This is a genomic window from Paenibacillus sp. JT22N15 (assembly GCF_059383755.1).
The window spans coordinates 103,565-120,103 of record NZ_JBXENV010000002.1; the positions used below are offsets into that span (position 1 = coordinate 103,565).

18 protein-coding genes are annotated in these 16,539 nt (G+C 47.5%); 8 read left to right on the top strand and 10 right to left on the bottom strand.

Going from position 1 to position 16,539, the window contains the following annotated elements:
• Positions 1-429: 429 nt before the first annotated feature.
• From fumC to AC50X8_RS04150, 4 genes are all read right to left on the bottom strand, one after another.
• Entirely contained in the window at positions 430-1,815 is a 1,386-nt protein-coding gene (gene fumC, locus AC50X8_RS04135; RefSeq protein ID WP_056030976.1) for a class II fumarate hydratase, read from the bottom strand.
• A gap of 193 nt (positions 1,816-2,008) precedes the next feature.
• Positions 2,009-2,674, bottom strand: a complete 666-nt coding sequence (locus AC50X8_RS04140) for a bifunctional 2-keto-4-hydroxyglutarate aldolase/2-keto-3-deoxy-6-phosphogluconate aldolase (RefSeq protein WP_046232188.1) — start codon at positions 2,672-2,674, stop codon at positions 2,009-2,011.
• Between the two features lie 217 nt (positions 2,675-2,891).
• The gene (locus AC50X8_RS04145; RefSeq protein ID WP_056030979.1) at positions 2,892-3,716 is read right to left on the bottom strand and encodes a TerC family protein; all 825 of its coding nucleotides are present in this window, start codon (positions 3,714-3,716) and stop codon (positions 2,892-2,894) included.
• A gap of 15 nt (positions 3,717-3,731) precedes the next feature.
• Positions 3,732-4,049 (bottom strand): Dabb family protein, encoded by a 318-nt coding sequence (locus tag AC50X8_RS04150; RefSeq protein WP_494864835.1) that lies wholly within the window; start codon positions 4,047-4,049, stop codon positions 3,732-3,734.
• Positions 4,050-4,291: 242 nt separating this feature from the next.
• On the opposite strand from AC50X8_RS04150, the gene AC50X8_RS04155 reads away from it, so the two are divergent.
• Together AC50X8_RS04155 and AC50X8_RS04160 are read left to right on the top strand one after the other, a co-directional pair.
• Positions 4,292-4,966, top strand: a complete 675-nt coding sequence (locus AC50X8_RS04155; protein WP_056030985.1) for a stalk domain-containing protein — start codon at positions 4,292-4,294, stop codon at positions 4,964-4,966.
• Between the two features lie 301 nt (positions 4,967-5,267).
• A complete protein-coding gene (locus AC50X8_RS04160; RefSeq protein ID WP_150131510.1) occupies positions 5,268-5,792 on the top strand; it encodes a DUF2062 domain-containing protein in 525 nt (174 codons plus the stop codon).
• A 25-nt stretch (positions 5,793-5,817) separates the two neighbouring features.
• Here AC50X8_RS04160 and AC50X8_RS04165 read toward each other — a convergent pair whose 3' ends face one another.
• Positions 5,818-7,893, bottom strand: coding sequence for an endo-1,4-beta-xylanase (locus AC50X8_RS04165; RefSeq protein WP_494878795.1), 2,076 nt, complete (start codon positions 7,891-7,893; stop codon positions 5,818-5,820).
• 167 nt (positions 7,894-8,060) lie between these two features.
• Here AC50X8_RS04165 and AC50X8_RS04170 point away from each other — a divergent pair, with 167 nt between their 5' ends.
• From AC50X8_RS04170 to AC50X8_RS04180, 3 genes are all read left to right on the top strand, one after another.
• On the top strand, positions 8,061-9,347 hold the full coding sequence (locus AC50X8_RS04170) for an XRE family transcriptional regulator (RefSeq protein WP_494878796.1): 1,287 nt from the start codon (positions 8,061-8,063) through the stop codon (positions 9,345-9,347).
• Positions 9,348-9,589: 242 nt separating this feature from the next.
• Positions 9,590-10,009: a hypothetical protein gene (locus tag AC50X8_RS04175; protein ID WP_494878798.1), complete on the top strand. Its 420-nt coding sequence runs from the start codon at positions 9,590-9,592 to the stop codon at positions 10,007-10,009.
• A gap of 24 nt (positions 10,010-10,033) precedes the next feature.
• Positions 10,034-10,504: a hypothetical protein gene (locus AC50X8_RS04180; protein WP_494878800.1), complete on the top strand. Its 471-nt coding sequence runs from the start codon at positions 10,034-10,036 to the stop codon at positions 10,502-10,504.
• A gap of 8 nt (positions 10,505-10,512) precedes the next feature.
• Here the strand turns inward: AC50X8_RS04180 and AC50X8_RS04185 are convergent, their stop codons facing one another.
• The 3 genes from AC50X8_RS04185 to AC50X8_RS04195 all read right to left on the bottom strand — a co-directional run bounded on the left by AC50X8_RS04185 (position 10,513) and on the right by AC50X8_RS04195 (position 12,582).
• Complete coding sequence (locus AC50X8_RS04185; protein ID WP_494878802.1) at positions 10,513-11,493, bottom strand: hypothetical protein; 981 nt, start codon at positions 11,491-11,493, stop codon at positions 10,513-10,515.
• Positions 11,454-12,065: an RNA polymerase sigma factor gene (locus AC50X8_RS04190; RefSeq protein ID WP_494864823.1), complete on the bottom strand. Its 612-nt coding sequence runs from the start codon at positions 12,063-12,065 to the stop codon at positions 11,454-11,456. Before AC50X8_RS04190 ends, AC50X8_RS04185 begins: the two co-directional genes overlap by 40 nt.
• A gap of 64 nt (positions 12,066-12,129) precedes the next feature.
• On the bottom strand, positions 12,130-12,582 hold the full coding sequence (locus AC50X8_RS04195; RefSeq protein ID WP_056031006.1) for a MarR family winged helix-turn-helix transcriptional regulator: 453 nt from the start codon (positions 12,580-12,582) through the stop codon (positions 12,130-12,132).
• 119 nt (positions 12,583-12,701) lie between these two features.
• Between AC50X8_RS04195 and AC50X8_RS04200 the strand changes: the two genes are divergently transcribed.
• Together AC50X8_RS04200 and AC50X8_RS04205 are read left to right on the top strand one after the other, a co-directional pair.
• The gene (locus tag AC50X8_RS04200) at positions 12,702-13,175 is read left to right on the top strand and encodes a GNAT family N-acetyltransferase (RefSeq protein WP_494864821.1); all 474 of its coding nucleotides are present in this window, start codon (positions 12,702-12,704) and stop codon (positions 13,173-13,175) included.
• Positions 13,172-13,783, top strand: coding sequence for a YczE/YyaS/YitT family protein (locus AC50X8_RS04205; protein WP_494878804.1), 612 nt, complete (start codon positions 13,172-13,174; stop codon positions 13,781-13,783). The genes AC50X8_RS04200 and AC50X8_RS04205 overlap by 4 nt, the downstream gene beginning before the upstream one ends.
• A 104-nt stretch (positions 13,784-13,887) precedes the next feature.
• Here the strand turns inward: AC50X8_RS04205 and AC50X8_RS04210 are convergent, their stop codons facing one another.
• On the bottom strand, positions 13,888-14,976 hold the full coding sequence (locus tag AC50X8_RS04210; RefSeq protein ID WP_056031015.1) for a pentapeptide repeat-containing protein: 1,089 nt from the start codon (positions 14,974-14,976) through the stop codon (positions 13,888-13,890).
• A gap of 215 nt (positions 14,977-15,191) precedes the next feature.
• On the opposite strand from AC50X8_RS04210, the gene AC50X8_RS04215 reads away from it, so the two are divergent.
• Positions 15,192-15,746, top strand: a complete 555-nt coding sequence (locus tag AC50X8_RS04215; RefSeq protein WP_494878806.1) for a glycoside hydrolase family 12 protein — start codon at positions 15,192-15,194, stop codon at positions 15,744-15,746.
• 90 nt (positions 15,747-15,836) lie between these two features.
• Here the strand turns inward: AC50X8_RS04215 and AC50X8_RS04220 are convergent, their stop codons facing one another.
• Entirely contained in the window at positions 15,837-16,403 is a 567-nt protein-coding gene (locus AC50X8_RS04220) for a TetR/AcrR family transcriptional regulator (RefSeq protein ID WP_056031020.1), read from the bottom strand.
• Positions 16,404-16,539: the final 136 nt, after the last annotated feature.

The following is a 16,539-nucleotide window of genomic DNA, read 5'->3' on the forward strand; positions in this document are numbered from 1 at the left end:
TTGCTATTTGTGCATTTTTCACTCATCAACCCCTTATCAAAATTTCATATTTTTATGAATCAATGAAAAAAAGAAACCTTTTTCTCTCTATTTAATATTTAATATAAAGTAGAGTAGGCCCATTGTAAACATTTTGACAAAAAAATATTGTTAAGCTATCTTTAATTGTTATCTAAATTTACATTGTCTTAACATTCGGTCATGAAAATGAATATAATATCTTAACATTTCGCTTGTCGCCTCCCTTATTTGATCAAATGTTCAATATGTTTAGAATCAATTGTTCACCCTGTTTCCATCCCTTTCCATAGCAAAAAGCCCCTGGCATCCTATACTTCTTAGGACACTAGAGGCTAAATTTTATACCTATTTAAAATTTTATCGTACCGCTAGCAAGAACAATGCAGCACTTGCTGCTGTGTCACTGGCTTAGCGTTTGCCAATCATTGCTTCCGGCTTCACAAATTCGTCGAACTGCTCGGACGTCAAGAGGCCGCTCGCAATTGCCGATTCTTTCAGCGTCAGCCCTTTTTTATGCGCGTTTTTCGCAATGGCTGCTGCATTTTCATAGCCGATATGCGGATTAAGCGCTGTTACGAGCATGAGCGATTGATCGAGATTGCGCTTGATCACGGCTTCGTTCGGCTCAATGCCAACCGCACAGTTGTCATTGAAGGAAATCATGCCGTCCGCCATCAAAGCAACGGATTGCAGGAAGTTGTAAATGATAACCGGCTTAAATACGTTCAGCTCAAAATTGCCCTGGCTCGCCGCAAAAGCAATCGTTGCATCGTTGCCGATAACTTGGCAGACCGCCATCGTAATCGCTTCGCTTTGCGTCGGGTTAACTTTACCTGGCATAATCGAGCTGCCCGGCTCATTTTCAGGAATCGAGATTTCGCCAATTCCGCAGCGCGGACCGCTTGCCAGCCATCTAACGTCATTGGCGATTTTCATCAAATCAGCCGCCAGCGCTTTAACAGCACCGTGTGTATAGACGATTTGGTCGTGGCTCGTTAGCGAGTGGAATTTATTTTCTGCTGTAATAAACGTTTTGCCCGTAAGCGTCGTTACTTCCTCCGCTACCTGCACCGCGAAATCCGGATGCGCGTTAAGGCCTGTGCCGACCGCTGTGCCGCCTAGCGCCAGTTCGCGCATTTCGTCTACGCTTTGCACGATCATTTTGCGAGTTTTAACCAGCATGGCGTACCAGCCGCTAATTTCTTGGCCAAGTGTAATCGGAGTCGCGTCCTGCAAATGCGTACGGCCTATTTTCACAATATCGTTGAAACGCTCAGCCTTGTCCTGCAGCGTTCTTGCCAGCACATCAATAGCCGGAATCAGGCGCTGCTCCACCGCTACTACGCCAGCAATATGCAGCGCCGCAGGGAACGTATCATTAGAGCTTTGGGAGCGGTTAACATCATCATTTGGATGAATGCGAACGGCGCTGCCGCGCTCCTCAAGCAGTTGATTGGCGCGATGAGCTACAACTTCATTGACGTTCATATTCGTTTGCGTACCGCTGCCCGTCTGCCAAACGACGAGTGGGAAATGCTCATCCCAGCGGCCAGTCAAAATTTCATCTACCGCTTCACCGATAACCGCAGATTTCTCTGCATCCAGCACGCCCAGCTTCTCATTGGCGATAGCTGCAGCTTTCTTAATAATAGCCATAGCATGAACGACCTCAATCGGCATCTGCTCTCCGCTGATTTTGAAGTTTTGCAAGCTGCGCTGCGTTTGAGCGCCCCACAGCTTGTCCGCAGGAACCTGAATTTCACCCATTGTGTCCTTTTCAATCCGATATTCCATCTTTTAAGTAGCCTCCTTAAAAATCTTGAACAACCTACTCCTACTTTATCAAACGCAAACGGCTTTCGCCATCCAAATGCGTCAAAAGCCCTTTAATTGCTTGCGAATAGGCTGCCCACTCGCCTTGCAATAGCCGCTTTCTGCCGCTTTTCGCTAATGCGCTTACATAAAAAGCAGCGGCCGAACGTTAATTTTAGCGCTTCGCGCTGCGGTAAGCTTCCATATAAGCGCGTGCTTTTGCCTCAATTAAGGTGTAATCGCCTGTTTTCACAGCTTCCTTCGTCAAATCGGAGCCGATGCCAACAGCAACCGCGCCCGCTTTCACCCATTCGCCGAGATTATCCAGCGATACGCCGCCAGTCGGCATGACATTCGCTTGCGGCAAAGGCCCTTTAATCGAAGGAATAACGCTTGGCGAATACAGATTGCCAGGGAACAGCTTCACAACATCAACACCCAGCTCCAGCGCATGTTGAATTTCATTAACGGTCATCGTGCCCGGCATAACTGGAATGGCATAACGATGGCACAGCTTTATAGTATCAGGGTTAAGTGCCGGAGAAACGACAAATTCCGCGCCGCTCAAAATCGCCGCGCGTGCCGATTCTGGATCAAGTACCGTTCCCACTCCGATAATAGCAAATTGATCCGATTGCGGGTCCGCATCTACCGAATATTCCTTGCTGAGCTGCTCGATCGCACGCAGCGCAAACGGTACGGTCAGCGTAATTTCAATCGCTTTAATCCCACCTTTTATCGCATGGCGGGACATTTCTACAACTTCCTCCGGCGAATCAGCGCGAAGTACAGCGACGACGCCAGCATCTACAATTTGTTGAAGCACCTTGATTTTCTTCACAAGTACAGCCTCCCCTAATGTTCATATTTGTACGAAAAAGTACGATGTTTGCCGTTTTAATTATATGCCTTTCTCGTCCACTCGGCAATGCATGACAGGCAATTGTCAAATTATGCGGAATAAAAGAGCCACCTCACAGCATAAAGCTGTGTAGATGGCTCCCCTTGTTCATTCATTTATTCATTCATTCATTTATTAAACGGTTTATGTCATTTGATTAACCCGTATGTTTATCCAAGCTTGCGGCTTTTCCCGATCCATCTCCATGCTCGCCTTCCACTTTGCTGCGGCCCGACAAGAACCAGCCAACAACAGCAATCAGGACGAGTACGATGTAGAAGGTCGCTTTCCATACAGAGCCTTCTACAAAATCATGCGACAGCCAGTGGATGGATGGATGCGCCATCGTATGCACGGCCAGCTTAACGCCGACCCAGCCGACGATAACGAATGCTGTCAGCTCCAGCGCGGGACGGGAATGCAGCAGCTTCACGAAATAGTTCGCCGCGAAACGCATAATGACAAGCCCGATAAAACCGCCGAGGAAAATAACGATAAACTGTCCGCCGTCCATGCCGCCGATTTGCATCAGACCGCTTGGAGGCAAGGCCACTGCCAGCGCTACCGCTGCCAGAATAGAATCGATCGCAAAGGCGATATCAGCGATTTCGACCTTCAGAACCGTCCACCAGAAGCCAGCTTTGGAGTTTTTCTTCTCCTTCTGCTCCTCTGTCTCCTCTTCCTCTTCGGCCTCTTTGGACCTTCGTAAAAATTTAATGATATTGCTTATTGAAATAAATAAGAGATACAGCGCTCCGAGTGCCTGAATTTGCCATACATTCACAAGCAGCGAGATAACGAACAAGGAGGCTAGACGGAAAATAAATGCGCCGAACAATCCGTAAAACAGCGCCTTCTTCCGGCTTTTCTCATCAAGATGTTTAACCATTACAGCTAGCACGAGCGCATTATCTGCTGCCAGCAAACCCTCCAGAACAACCAAGACCACTAATACCCAGCCATATTCCAACAGCAATTCCAACGTTGTCTCCTCCTTCTAAACGACCGTGACATGTTTCTGATAATCAATTTCCAGAAACTTCTCTACTTCCGTAACCCAGCGCTCCTCAACAAACTTTACATGCATTGGATGCGCATTATAAGCTTCATAATCCTCATTGCTTTCGAATACCATGGAAAAGCCGAAACGATAATCGTTTTTAGGGCTTACCTGCAAATACACCTCAAAATCGCGAACGACCGGAATCGAACTCAAAATGGTACGTCCATCCTCCAGAAAGCGCTGCTCCTCATCGGAGCCCTCCGCGTGCTTCAAGCTAAAAATAACCGAATGCTGAATCCAAACACCTGACATTTTTTCTCCTCCTTATCATGTTCCGTTTCTATACCTATTAACCACATTTCTCCTTCCTTGTACGTGGCATGTACGGCTCGCGTTTCAAAAACAAATCCATTTCTAGAGACTTATTTTTAGAGGAAAATAGTCCCAGTGGGCTTGTCCCTATGTTGCACCGCACCTATAATAGGGTAAGCATTTCCAAGCATTAGATATGCGTACGACCATTTTTTCAAACCAGAACAGGAGAGTGGCCTATTTTGAAAAAGCTCACGATAGCTGTAGTTCTTGGCACGACGATTGTTGCAAGCATGGCAACAGGTGCTTACGGCGCAACGAAGCTGCAAGAAATTAAAGCTTATTTGAATAAAGACATTGCCTTTAAGGTGGATGGCAAGCCTGTGCAGCTGCGGGATGGCAATAATAATACCGTTGTTCCGATTAGCTATAAAGGCACAACCTATCTTCCAGTAAGATCAATTTCCGATGCGCTTGGCGTTGCGGTTGACTATGATGGCAAGACGCAATTGATTCAGCTTGGTGAAAAAGTAGAAGGCGTTTCCATCTCAAGCTCCTTGACCACCAATACGTACCGCACGAAAGATTCTGCGCAAACAACCTATAACGGCAAAGATTATAAAGAAGCCCTATTTGATAATGCAGAAAGCTCCCGTTCAAGCTCGTTTATTTTGGAGCCTAAGAAAAAGTACCAAAAGCTGTATCTTCAAATCGCAGCCGTTGGGCAAGACCTGGGCAAGTTAACGGTGAAGGACACGGGTACGGATACGATTTTGAAAACGACAGAAATTAACGTGGCCGACGGCCTTGTCACGGTTGAAGTGGATATCGGCGGCGCAAACCAGCTGTACGTTTATGCCGATGCCAAAGAGGACGGAGCTGTATTCGTTCCGCTCACAACCTCCTATTACAAATAAAGGGTCATAAGAAAAACGCCTGGCGGCGTCCTTTCTATTAGACGCCATCGTTTTGGCGAAACGGCTGTCGCCGTCCTTTGGCGGCAAAGCTGCCGTTTCGAGGGTGAAACTTATAAATCCTTATATTTTAAACAAGCCTCTAAATACGCTATTGCAGCGTATTTAGAGGCTTGTTTGTCGGTATGCTGATTTTTTGTCTCTTTTTGGCGAAAACGCAGCCTTCAGAAGCAGCATCTGTCTTTGTTCCACCACACGAATATGTTATGATACTTTCATCATATACAGCTGGGAGCCGTTCATCGTGAGAACAAAAATGCTGCGAAAATTCAAATATTATTGCTTGCGCCTGCTCCGTATAAAAAAAAGCGACCATGTCGTTGCGCTTGGCAGCGTACTCGGTTTTCTGCACTGCTGGTTTCCGACTTTTATCGTCGGACTGCCGATCTCCCTGCTGCTGACTCGGCTGCTTCGCGGCAATTTGGCCGCCTGCGTTATTTTTTCGACGATCGGCTCTTTTACTTGGCCGGGACTGTTTTATTTGAATTATAAAGTCGGATTTTGGCTGAATCGCCTCGTCGGCGCTCCAGCCGCCAACCATCCCGCCCATATGGCGCTTGCGCCGCCGGTTACGCATAAGGTCGGACATTTTGCTTCCTTCGGCCATTTGGGCATGAATTTTCTGATTGGCTCCATCGTCAATAGCATTGTTTTTTCCTTAATCGGCTATTTTGTCATCCGCTTTATCCTCAATCGCTATAGACCCACTCTAATTACCAAGCTCAAAAGCCAAGGCAAAGGCGTTCGCCGCAGTCTATCTGTCGGTTAAGAACACCTCCGGCGGTGATTCAGCCTTATTTCGGCATATCGGCCAGCCAGACCGCTCCCAGCTTGCCCACTGAATCGCTCGGCCAAGCACTGTCGTTCCAATAGATGGGCTTGCTTGCGCCGGACGATCCATCTATGATTTTCACCTCAAAACCAATTTCCCGCCCATTTGAGCCCTTGACTGCTTGCCAAGGAATGACCGTTTCCACCATATAGCCAGTGGCAAGCGCTCTAGTTACATAAGAATAGCTGCCCTTTTGATGATTCAGACGAGGGAAAATCAGCCGTCTTGCTTCTTGTGCATTATCGCTGCCCTCCTGCCCATTTTCCTGAACATACAGCTCTACCTGATCAGCGTCATCGCGGGTTTTGTCCGCTACAACGACCTGTACATAAAGATTTGTCCCATCCCATAGCGTCTTAAAGCTCGTCTTCTCGTTGCCCAATTGCGTAAGCTGAGAGGAGACCGCTTGATCCCAAATGGGATCGGCTGTCTGCTGCACTCTTGGCGAAGCCCTTAGAGCAGCCGTCCGGCTTTGTGGATCTGACGGCAGCTGGGACGAATCTGCCACTCCCCAATAAGCTGGCTTAGCTTGCAGCTCCGTATCAAATAAAAGCGCTTGATTGTTGTACGTCTTCTCATCCTGCACACCCCAGAAGGTCACAGATGAGATCGATTTGCTGTATTTTTTATAAAGCTCCAGCAGTTCCTTGTAACGGTAGGCCTGCTGTACCGCAATCGCCTCCGGTATTGCCGTGCCGAAGCTGATCCGGGTATCAATATCCAGCTCCGTAATTTGAATGTCCAAGCCGAGCCCAGCATACAGCTTGATCGTTTTCTCGATCTCCTGCGCCGATGGCGACTCCAGCTTATAATGGGATTGCAGCCCTACGCCGTCAATCAGTCCTTTGCTCTTCAGGCGCTTAAGCAGCTGATAAATCTCCTGACGCTTCTGCGGCGTTTCCGTACCATAATCATTGTAATAAAGCTTGGCGGACGGATCGGCGGCGCGAGCAAACTCAAACGCTTTTTCAATGTAATCCGGTCCTATCGTTTTATACCATGACGTTTGGCGAAGCCCGTTTTTATCGCCGCCGGTGTCCGCAATCGCCTCATTCACGACATCCCATGCATACACCTTGCCCTTGTAGCGCTTCATGACCTTCTCGATATATTGCTTCATACGCGATAGCGCCAGCGTTCGGCTAGCTGGCTTGCCATTATTGTCCCAATACATCCATTCCGCCGCATCCGTATGCCAAATCAGCGCATGGCCGCGCACCACCATATCATTCGCCTGTGCAAAACGGACGTAACGATCGGCTGCCGCGAAGGCATATTGCCCCTGCTTCGGTGCCAGAAATTTCGGCTTCATCTCGTAGGTTGCGGTTAAGCTGTTGAAATGCTTTTTGAGCAAATCGCCATAAATGCCTTCCATTTGCCACGGATATACCGCCGCTCCAATCGTAAAATCGTCTTTATAAACCTCCTTTATTGCCGGAATATCGTCCTCTATCGCCATGTCAGAAATAACCGCAATCGATACATCATCCACATAAAAAGCTGTCGTATCAACTGTATCATCCGTTATGTATGGCGTTTCCAGGTACAGCTTCAGCTCGGATGGGGTGTCTCCATGAAGAAACGTTCCCTTGAGCTCATGCCACTCTTGCCATTCCTCCTTCTTGATTGTCATTTGCTTCAGCGGGCTCCAGCTTGCCGCCCCTGAATTTTTATAAACGGTCAACTGCATCGTTATATCTTTGGCAGGCTTTTCCTTCAGCCTAATGTACGCCGATATTTCATATTCTTTATTAGGGAGCAGCTGCTTCCTAAGATCGAGCATGGGGCCATTGTAGGTTCGCTTTCGCCCCTCTACCAGCATGCTCCCGCTGCCGGTGTTCGCCTCTTGCTTGCTGAGGCTAAGCTTCTCATGTCCGATTCTGGCTTTCCAGCCTTGCAGGCTGCCATCTTCAAAATCGCTGCCGAGCACAATCTGTGGAACCTTGTCCGCGATAACAGCATTGGAGAAGGGAATGGCCGCGCCTATGAAAAGCGACATCACCATCCATGAAGCCAATATTCGTTTTTTGAACTGCATTTTTTTCCTCCTTCTAGTCGTTAGAGACTGCGACGAAAAAAGTACCGCTAATTTCCTCGCAGCTCCTTAGCATCGGGTTATTCCCCTTGGAGCTTGGGGTAAGTTACTATTATAAGATAAATGATGCAACCAGATGGGCAAGATGAAAGATTATTAACCTGAGGAGGATGAATTTGCTAAAGGAACGGGTTGAGTTTCTATGTAAAAAACGCAGTTTAGCGCGCAAGGATTTGGTCGAGGGGCTGGTGACGCAAGCGCATTTCGCCAATATTTTGGCGGAGCGTTATCCGTTTGCCGACGATTTGGCTAAGCTGATTGCTGCCCGCCTTTCCGTCTCGCCCGAGTATTTAACTCAAGCCGCCTTGCAGGATGAGGTCACGCTTGAGCGCGCTGAGGAGATTTTCACCCGGCTGTCGCAGCCTGTTCCAGCGCTGGCTGAGGCTGATGTCAATGAGCTTGATGACAAAAATGACGCGCTGACGATTGAGCTGACTACCGCTTTAATGAAAGCCGTCTATTATCAACAGATAAATAATGGCGATGCTTATGAATATATTCACCGTACTTATCTTCACTATTATTTAGAGAAGTTTGGGCGTGAGGATGACCCGGATTTGCCCATTCCGCTCAAAAAGGCGCTATTTTTGTATAAGATTCAGCATTACCGCTCCAAAAATCAATATTTTGAAGCATTAAATAATAGCCAGCGTTTAAGCACACTTGTGGAAAAAGGCTCTGAAATTTGGTTAACGGTGCAAAACTTTTTAATGGAAGCCTCTGTTTACAGCAAGCAATATGAATCGGCTAAAGCGATTTATGAGCAAACGATGCAGTATGTGTACAGCGAACGGCTGTATCATCGATTATCCGGCCAGCATCTGGCCTACAGCGGCTGCTGCTTTGCGATGGGACGTTATGAGGAAGCTCTGCTCGCTTTGTCGATGGCGGAAGCCCATCTCGTCTATACGCCTAGCCCTGGCGACCTGTTTCCGTCCATTATGAATAATCGCATCATTATGCTGACGCACCTCGGCGAGCTGGATAAAGCATCCGATGAAATCGCACGCTTTGAAGAGCTCGCGCAGCAGGAAACGGACGAGATGAAGCAGCTGCTTGCGCCGCTTCTACTGATCTATCGCTGCGAGGTGGCCTTCGCCTCCAAAAACTGGGGCCTGCTCTCGCAAGGGCTTAGCTTGCTTGCCAGCTACCCGCTGACGGAGGATCAGCAAAGGACCGCCGTTTTTTATGAAAGCCAGCTTGCCCTGTCGAGCGATAAAAGGGAAGCTTTTATAGAGGCCGCCTTATCCTGCCTGCCCTATTTCGAGCAGACCCAGCAGACGATGCGTCTGGAGCAGCTTTATGAAACGCTAGCTGTCGCCTCCGAAGACAGTCGCCGCTACAAGGAATCAGCGCTGTATTACCGCAAGCTGGTCTATTTATTGCGAAATAAATAGGCGAAGCAAGGGGACAGCCGCAGCGAATACCGCAAAACAATGGGCGATGTGGCTCATTGAATCGCCGAAACGGGCTGTTTTTTTGCTCAAAGCGCCTTCCGGCACAAAAAAACGACCCATTTTCGCTGCTCAAGCATCGTTTTTTAAGATTTGTTTACATGTGCCCGATTGTATTGAAAGGATTTCCAGTCTGCCTCATACTTAAATTAAGCTACAAAATACGATGAAAATGAGGTGTTGTTATGTTTAACTTATTCGGAAAGAAGAAAAGCGAAGAAGAGGCTTTGGAGTATGCGGATAAGAAGCTTAACAAGGGGTTCACTGGCATGATGATGAAAGGTTTTGTCCCTAAGGAGCATCGTGACATGATGAATCAAAGCCTCAATCAAGCCAAGCAGGCGCATATGGCGTCCACTGGCGCAATTCCTATAGCCGCAACTGCGACCGTGCTTTCGATTACCGATACAGGCAAGCTCGTCAACTTTGATCCGATTGTCATTCTTGCACTTAACGTCACCGAGCCAGACGGTCGCAGCTATCAGAAAACGATGGAAACCCTCGTCTCCAAGCTGCAAATCCCGCGCCCCGGCGATCTAATCGGGCTTGGCCAAAACCCTGCTAATCCTTCCGAGCTGATTTACATGGGCTTGCTGACGCCTTAGAAAAGGACGAAGGGGGAACCCGCGATGCATAAATGGATGAGATGGATTGGCATTTTGCAAATGGTCGCTCTTGGCCTGTATGCCGTTATCGCCAACTATATTTGGCAGGACCCTTTTTATTGGCTTGGCATGCCGCTGTTCATTCTCTTAATGGCCGAAGGCTTCGGAATCATTATATTGTCGAGGCTGTTTCCTTTCAGAATGGGGCAGCAAAAAATAAAAGACGGCGAACATGCCTATGCCAAAGTGCTGGATGCCACCCCGCTCTGCAGCACGCCGAACGACAAGCTCAAGCTGCGGCTGGATCTGGCGATAACGAAGGCGGACGGGGACACGTTTCAAGTGACCACGACGAAGGAGATAAGGGATACAATGCTAGCCCGTCTGCAGCCGGGCACAGTCATTAAAGTTACCTATTCTACGTCCGATCCGTCTAAAATCGTCCTCGCCCTGCCAGCAGAAGCCGCTGATTTAAAGCAAACGTTCGGCTTCTAAATCAAAGCCTATTTAAGCACCTTAATCGATTCGCCAGCCAGCGCCAGCAGTTCCGCTTTCGTTAACTTCTTATTCCCGAGATCTGTAAGCAAATAAAAAGCATCCTGCTTCTCGTCGTACCACTGGGCATAATGATAGTTGTACTTCTCGCTAATAGTCCGCTTATTATATATTACTTCTATTCCCTCTACCTTGATCTTCTCGGCATTTTGACCGGAAGGCAGCGATAAATATATTTCACCGCCATCCAAAGGGTTCTTGGTTAATTCCGATTTATAATGCCCCTTGGTATAAACCGCGCTTAACACGCCCGATTTATTCCATGGCACAGCTTTCATGAACAGCTTCTTTCCATCTGCTCCGGCAGCAGCCTGTGCCTTCAGCTCCGACAGCACTTGCTTATAGGCTGCCGTCTGCTTGTCCGCATCGGTACTAGGCATATAAGGAGCTACTTTGCCGGAAACAAAGCTGTAGCCGCTCAGCTTCTGGGGCAGCAGCTGCGCGCCAGTCCGATTTGCCTCCTGTTTAAAAGCGGCATATGTGCCCAACCGCTTTTCTTTGTAGGTGTACAGTGCCTCATCTTCTTTCCCTAACACATAAAAAGCAACCAGCTCGCCCGGCTTGGCAAATTTTTGGGCTTTATTTAAATAGTTTTGGTACGCCTTGTTGTCTGCACTGTCTGTTTGCGGCGTTATTTCCTCGATCGTCTTCACCTTAATTTCGCCAGCCGAATTGCGAATTTCAATATACTGGCTTGCCGCATAGGCACTAACCGATAGCAAGAGCAGCAGCATGAGTGCTCCGCTGAATGCCGTCGTACGCTTCATTACGGGGCGCATAAAGGACGTCTGTCCCTTCCTGCCTGACGCAGCTTCCCCTGTAATTCGCTTCATTACCGCTTCAGTGACATCGATAGCTGGAAGTCCTCCATTTGCTGCGGCTCTGCTCGTTATATCGTTGTATTCATGATCGAAGCGGATTCGCTCCATGCCTCTTCCCCCTTATTTTGCAGCTGCTGTTTAATTTTTTGCTTAATGCGGCTCATCCTCTTTTTCAGCGCATCCGGTTTTTTTCCCATAATGACACCAAGCTCGGCATACGATTTTTCCTCAAACACTCGCAAAACAAGCAAATTCCGCTCCTCCAGCGACAATGCTGCAAGAGCTGCCGCAAGCGCAGGCGTATACAGCCGATTGTCCAGCTCCTCTTCCGCGCTTGCAGCCGTCATCTCGCTCGGACGAAACAAACGCAGCCACTGCTTTTGCAAACGCCGCCTTCGCAGCAAATTCAGGCAATGATGATAGGCAATACGGTACAGCCACGCCGAAAAATGCACCTTGGGCACATATCCCGCTATTGCCTCATACGCTTTGACAAAAATATCTTGAACCGCATCCTCTGCGTCCTGCCGATTCGCCAGCATCCGCCAGCAATAATGATATAGCGGCTGCTGAAAAGCTTGTACAATCGCAGCGTAATGCTCCGTCTCCCCTGCTTGAACAGCGCTGATTAGCCGTTCCAGCTCCGATGCTTCCAATTGATTATAATGCGTTGTGAGCACCTCCTTCTTGGTTTGTATACTCTCTAGAACACCTGACGCCAAAAAAAGGTGACCGCAAGCTGCATTAATATTTGCGTTTGTTTCCTTTTTTCACAAATTCCCAATCCACTTCAATATTTTTTCTCACCCGCTGAAGAAGCTGCAAGATGTTATCCGCCTCTTCCGTTGAAAATCCAGCTAATGCAACCGCATTGGAATGCTCCCCTTCGCGCTTGAGGAATGGATAAACGGCTTCGCCTTTTTCTGTCGGAAACAGTTTTTTAATTTTTTTATTGCTGTCATCCTCTTTTTTCACGATAAAGCCCTGCTCCTCCAGCCTCTGGATAGCCCGGGCAGCAGTCGTGCGATCGACCTTAATCATTTCCGCCAGCTTTTCTTGGATGATGCCTGGATTTTCACAAATGCGCACCACATATAAATACTGCCCTTTTGTCAGATCAAATTGTTTAAATTCAATGTTGCTGATGGAATCCAAAGCCCGAGCAATCATGCCGATTTCACGAAGAATATCTTTCATTGGTCTCATTTCCCCTCACTTTTTCTTTTTGTTGCATTTACAACAAAATTCAATTCATTTATACTATTAAAAAGCTTTAATGCTAGCACTTATACCTATACAGAAAAGGAGTGAGACGTTTGTATTCAAGCATTATACAAACTCAAGCTGATTTAACCATTGCTTTGCAAATCCGCCAGCAAGTATTTGTCGAAGAGCAAGGCACTCCCTTGCAGGATGAATTTGATGAATTCGACGATTTTGATGCGCTGAAGGAACGGGTACAGCATATTTTAGTTTATTATAACGAAAAACCGGCCGGAACTGGGCGTTTAAGAACGGTAGATGGATTTGCCAAGCTTGAGCGCATCTGTATTTTGCCCCCGTACCGGCAATTTGGGCTGGGAAAAGTGATCGTGCAAACTTTAGAGGAAATAGCCAAGGGGCTCGGATATGGCCGATTCAAATTGCATGGACAGCAGCAGGCAGAAGGCTTTTATCATAAGCTGGGCTATGAAACCGTCTCGGACCTATTTATGGAGGACGGGATTCCGCATGTATTAATGGTAAAAGGATTAGCTGCCGAGGGCTCAGGAAAAGATGGGATAACGTGAAATATTTCTTTTATACGACAGGCATTTTAATGATGTCTCTGGGCATCGCCCTCACGATTGAATCGGGCTTTGGAGCATCGCCGTTTGATGCGCTTCTGGTCGGCCTAGCCAACCAAATCGGGCTTACGGTGGGCAGCTGGGAAATGATTATTGCTCTTATCATGGTTGGCGGCAACGCGCTATTATCCAAAACAAGGCCCGAATTTAAAGGCTTGCTTACCGCTTTTATTGCCGGCCTCGGCATCGATCTGTGGCTTTATGTGCTGCAAGCCTTCACCCAGCCGGAGATGTGGCTAAGCAGGCTGCTGTTTCTGGGATTCGGCTTACTGATCGTTGGAGCAGGCATTGCCTGTTATTTGCAGACGCAGGTCGCGCCCATTCCTATGGATCGCTTAATGCTTCTGATTCGGGATAGGAGCGGCATGGGCATTCTGCTTTCCCGAACGTTGATTCAGCTCTTTTTCTTATTGATGGCCTTTCTATTTCATGGGCCCATAGGGATTGGAACGTTATTAACCGTCTGCCTAGGCGGTGCAATCCTGCAGTTTTTTATGCCGTATGCGGCAAAGCTGATTCCAGCTCACAAGAGCAGCAGTTCTTTCCAATAAGCTTTTTTTGACGAGCCTTTAAAACAAAAAGCCTAGAAGCGCATGTGCCGCGCTTCTAGGCTTTTTTTATTTCTATTAGCTTATGAATTCCCTCCCATGCTCGTTTAATCAACCCACCGTATGCTATGAATCTGTTCATCTGAAAAGCTGTAGCTATCTTTTATTTGACGGGAAAATAACGCATGCTGAAGGTTTGCTCCTTCAAAGCTTGTCCGGCCAAAGGTCGCTCCAATGAAGCTCGCCCCTTCCAGATCTGCATGATCGAAACGCACGCCCATCATTCCCGGCCTCCGATGATCTCTCGGCTCATGGCCGCGCACGTAATCAAACACGGCTCCTCGCAAATCGGCATGGCGAAAATCTGCTTCCGGCAGCGACGAATATCGAAAATCCGACTTGGGTGCAAGGCAGCCATTCCATCTCGTACCCATCAGATCACAGCGCTGAAAGCGGCTCCCCTGCAGATCGCTGCCACTAAAATCCGCATACCGCAAATCATTCGACTCCGCTCGCACCTGGGGCAGCTTTAAATTACGGTAGCATCCATAAGCAATGCTGCTTGCCTTGCTCTCTTCCAGCCGCCTGCGAATTTCCTTCACATCCTGCAAGCCTTGATAATCGACCAGCACATCCTCGCTAAGATCTGTATATTCGCCAATGCTGATACGCAAAGCGAGCTCTCGTTTAATAGACTTATATTCCTCCAGCATAATGGCTTCCGGCATCGCTGCCCGCAGCAGCGCAACCGCAAATAAATGGTAACAGCCCACTGCTTTCAGCATCATCGCTTCAAATTCTGTAGACTTGGCACATTCCCCGTATCCTTCGTACGATTCGGTCATTTCCTGTATAAACGCCGGCAGCGAGTGATATAGCCAAGCGGCATCATATTCCTCAAACAGCGGCGCCGAGTTCTCATACCATCTTTCCGAATACGCTTCAATGAAATAACAGGAATGATCCATCATCGACCTGCGCAGCAAGCAAAAATGGATAAGCGAAATCGGGCCTTTTTGATCCGAATCCTGCATTTCCCTAATTCGCAAGCAAATACGCTTGAAGGTTTCCAGAAACTGATTGATCCATTGCTCCTGATGATGCTGAAGCTCTTCTTCAATCGCAGTCATCTTCTGATCCAGCGCCGGGAGAAATTGATGCTCATAAAAATATTGCACGATATTCTTGTTATTCATCTTCACACGCATCCTTCCAATAACAAGGAATTCCACCCTATAATTAACTTCGGATTTCGTGCGGGAAAACTTTAGTTTTTAGGGCAAAATGCCCAGAAAACTTCAAATTTTCTTTTTTCAAGGATACCTCATATTAACAGTTACCCTAAAAATAGTATGATTAAATCACTAATTTTCGGGGTGTTTACTCCCTCCACATATTGCTAAAATACTAAATGAAAGCGCTTTACAAAATCGATAACTCCACACCTTATGCCAAACTAAATTTTAACAACAATAAATATTATTTATTCAACAACTCTTGGGGCAGCTCGGGCATTTCCGGCTGGTGGCAGACCGTTTATCATAACAGCAATACGAACTTTGGATATGTGTGGAACTGGCCAACTACAACAGGCGGCGTAAAAGCTTTCCCTTTGATTGTAAGCGGCTGGCACTGGACAGAAGGCTATACACCGGGCAGCGGACTGCCGACGCGGCTCTCTGACAATAAAGCGATTAACAGCGGAGTAACCTATTCTATTGATCCTGCCACGAATGGCCAATATAACAATGCCTATGATATTTGGCTGCATACCACAGGTACGGCAACATGGTGCAGCACGCCAACGGATAACTTCACCATCAATGTGAAAAATTTTACCGATTATCTCGTTGGCAAAAGCTATTTCCCAACAACCCGCTACGTCAGCAGCATAGAATATGGCACCGAAATTACAAATGGCAGCGGCCAGCTTAATTATTCGAACTTCTACGCAAACGTTCAATAACCTTTATCATAGAACGAGCAAGCGGCTCTCTCGTCCCCCCTAATACGGCGCAGAGAGCCGTTTTGCTGTGCTTGGCCGGGCTTATGTAAATCAGGGAGTTTTAAAACCATGGTAGAATGTGTCCACGACCAAGGCTGCTGCGGATTTTCTAGCAATATCCCCGCTTACGACTTGCTGCCATGTCAGGAACAGGAGGGAATACAGGACATTCACAATCCAGTTCTTATCTACATCATGGCGAAAATAACCTTTTTGCTGCAGCAAGCCGATTGCATGCAGCACGGGCTCCCTCAGCTTTAGATCTGCTCCAATAATCTCCTCGTTGTAATTAATGGTTGTATCATGGGCAATGAAGTGAAGCTTATCCCCTAATGGGATGAGCGCTTCAATGAGCATCGGGATGTAGTTTTCACAGTTATCCTCATCGAGCCGAATGTCCTTCATAGTTTCACTGACGACCTCGATTGCGCGCAAGCCCAAATAAATCATCAATTGCTCCCTGCTTTCCACATACCGATGCAGCGTAGCGATCCCGATTCCTGCCGAATCTGCAATTTCATTCATCGACGCATTGGGCTTCTCTATAAGCAGCTTGGTTGCTTCATCCAGAATAGAGTTAAGCCTCGATTGCTTGATCGATGACATTTCTGTTCTCATATTTGTTCACTCCTTGGAGAGAATTATGGTGTAATGGATTCATTGTCCAATCATATGGTAGGAATATTACATTGAAATTATAACATAAGCACGAATGCGGCTGACTGTTCCAAAATTGAATCCGCTCCCTGCTATA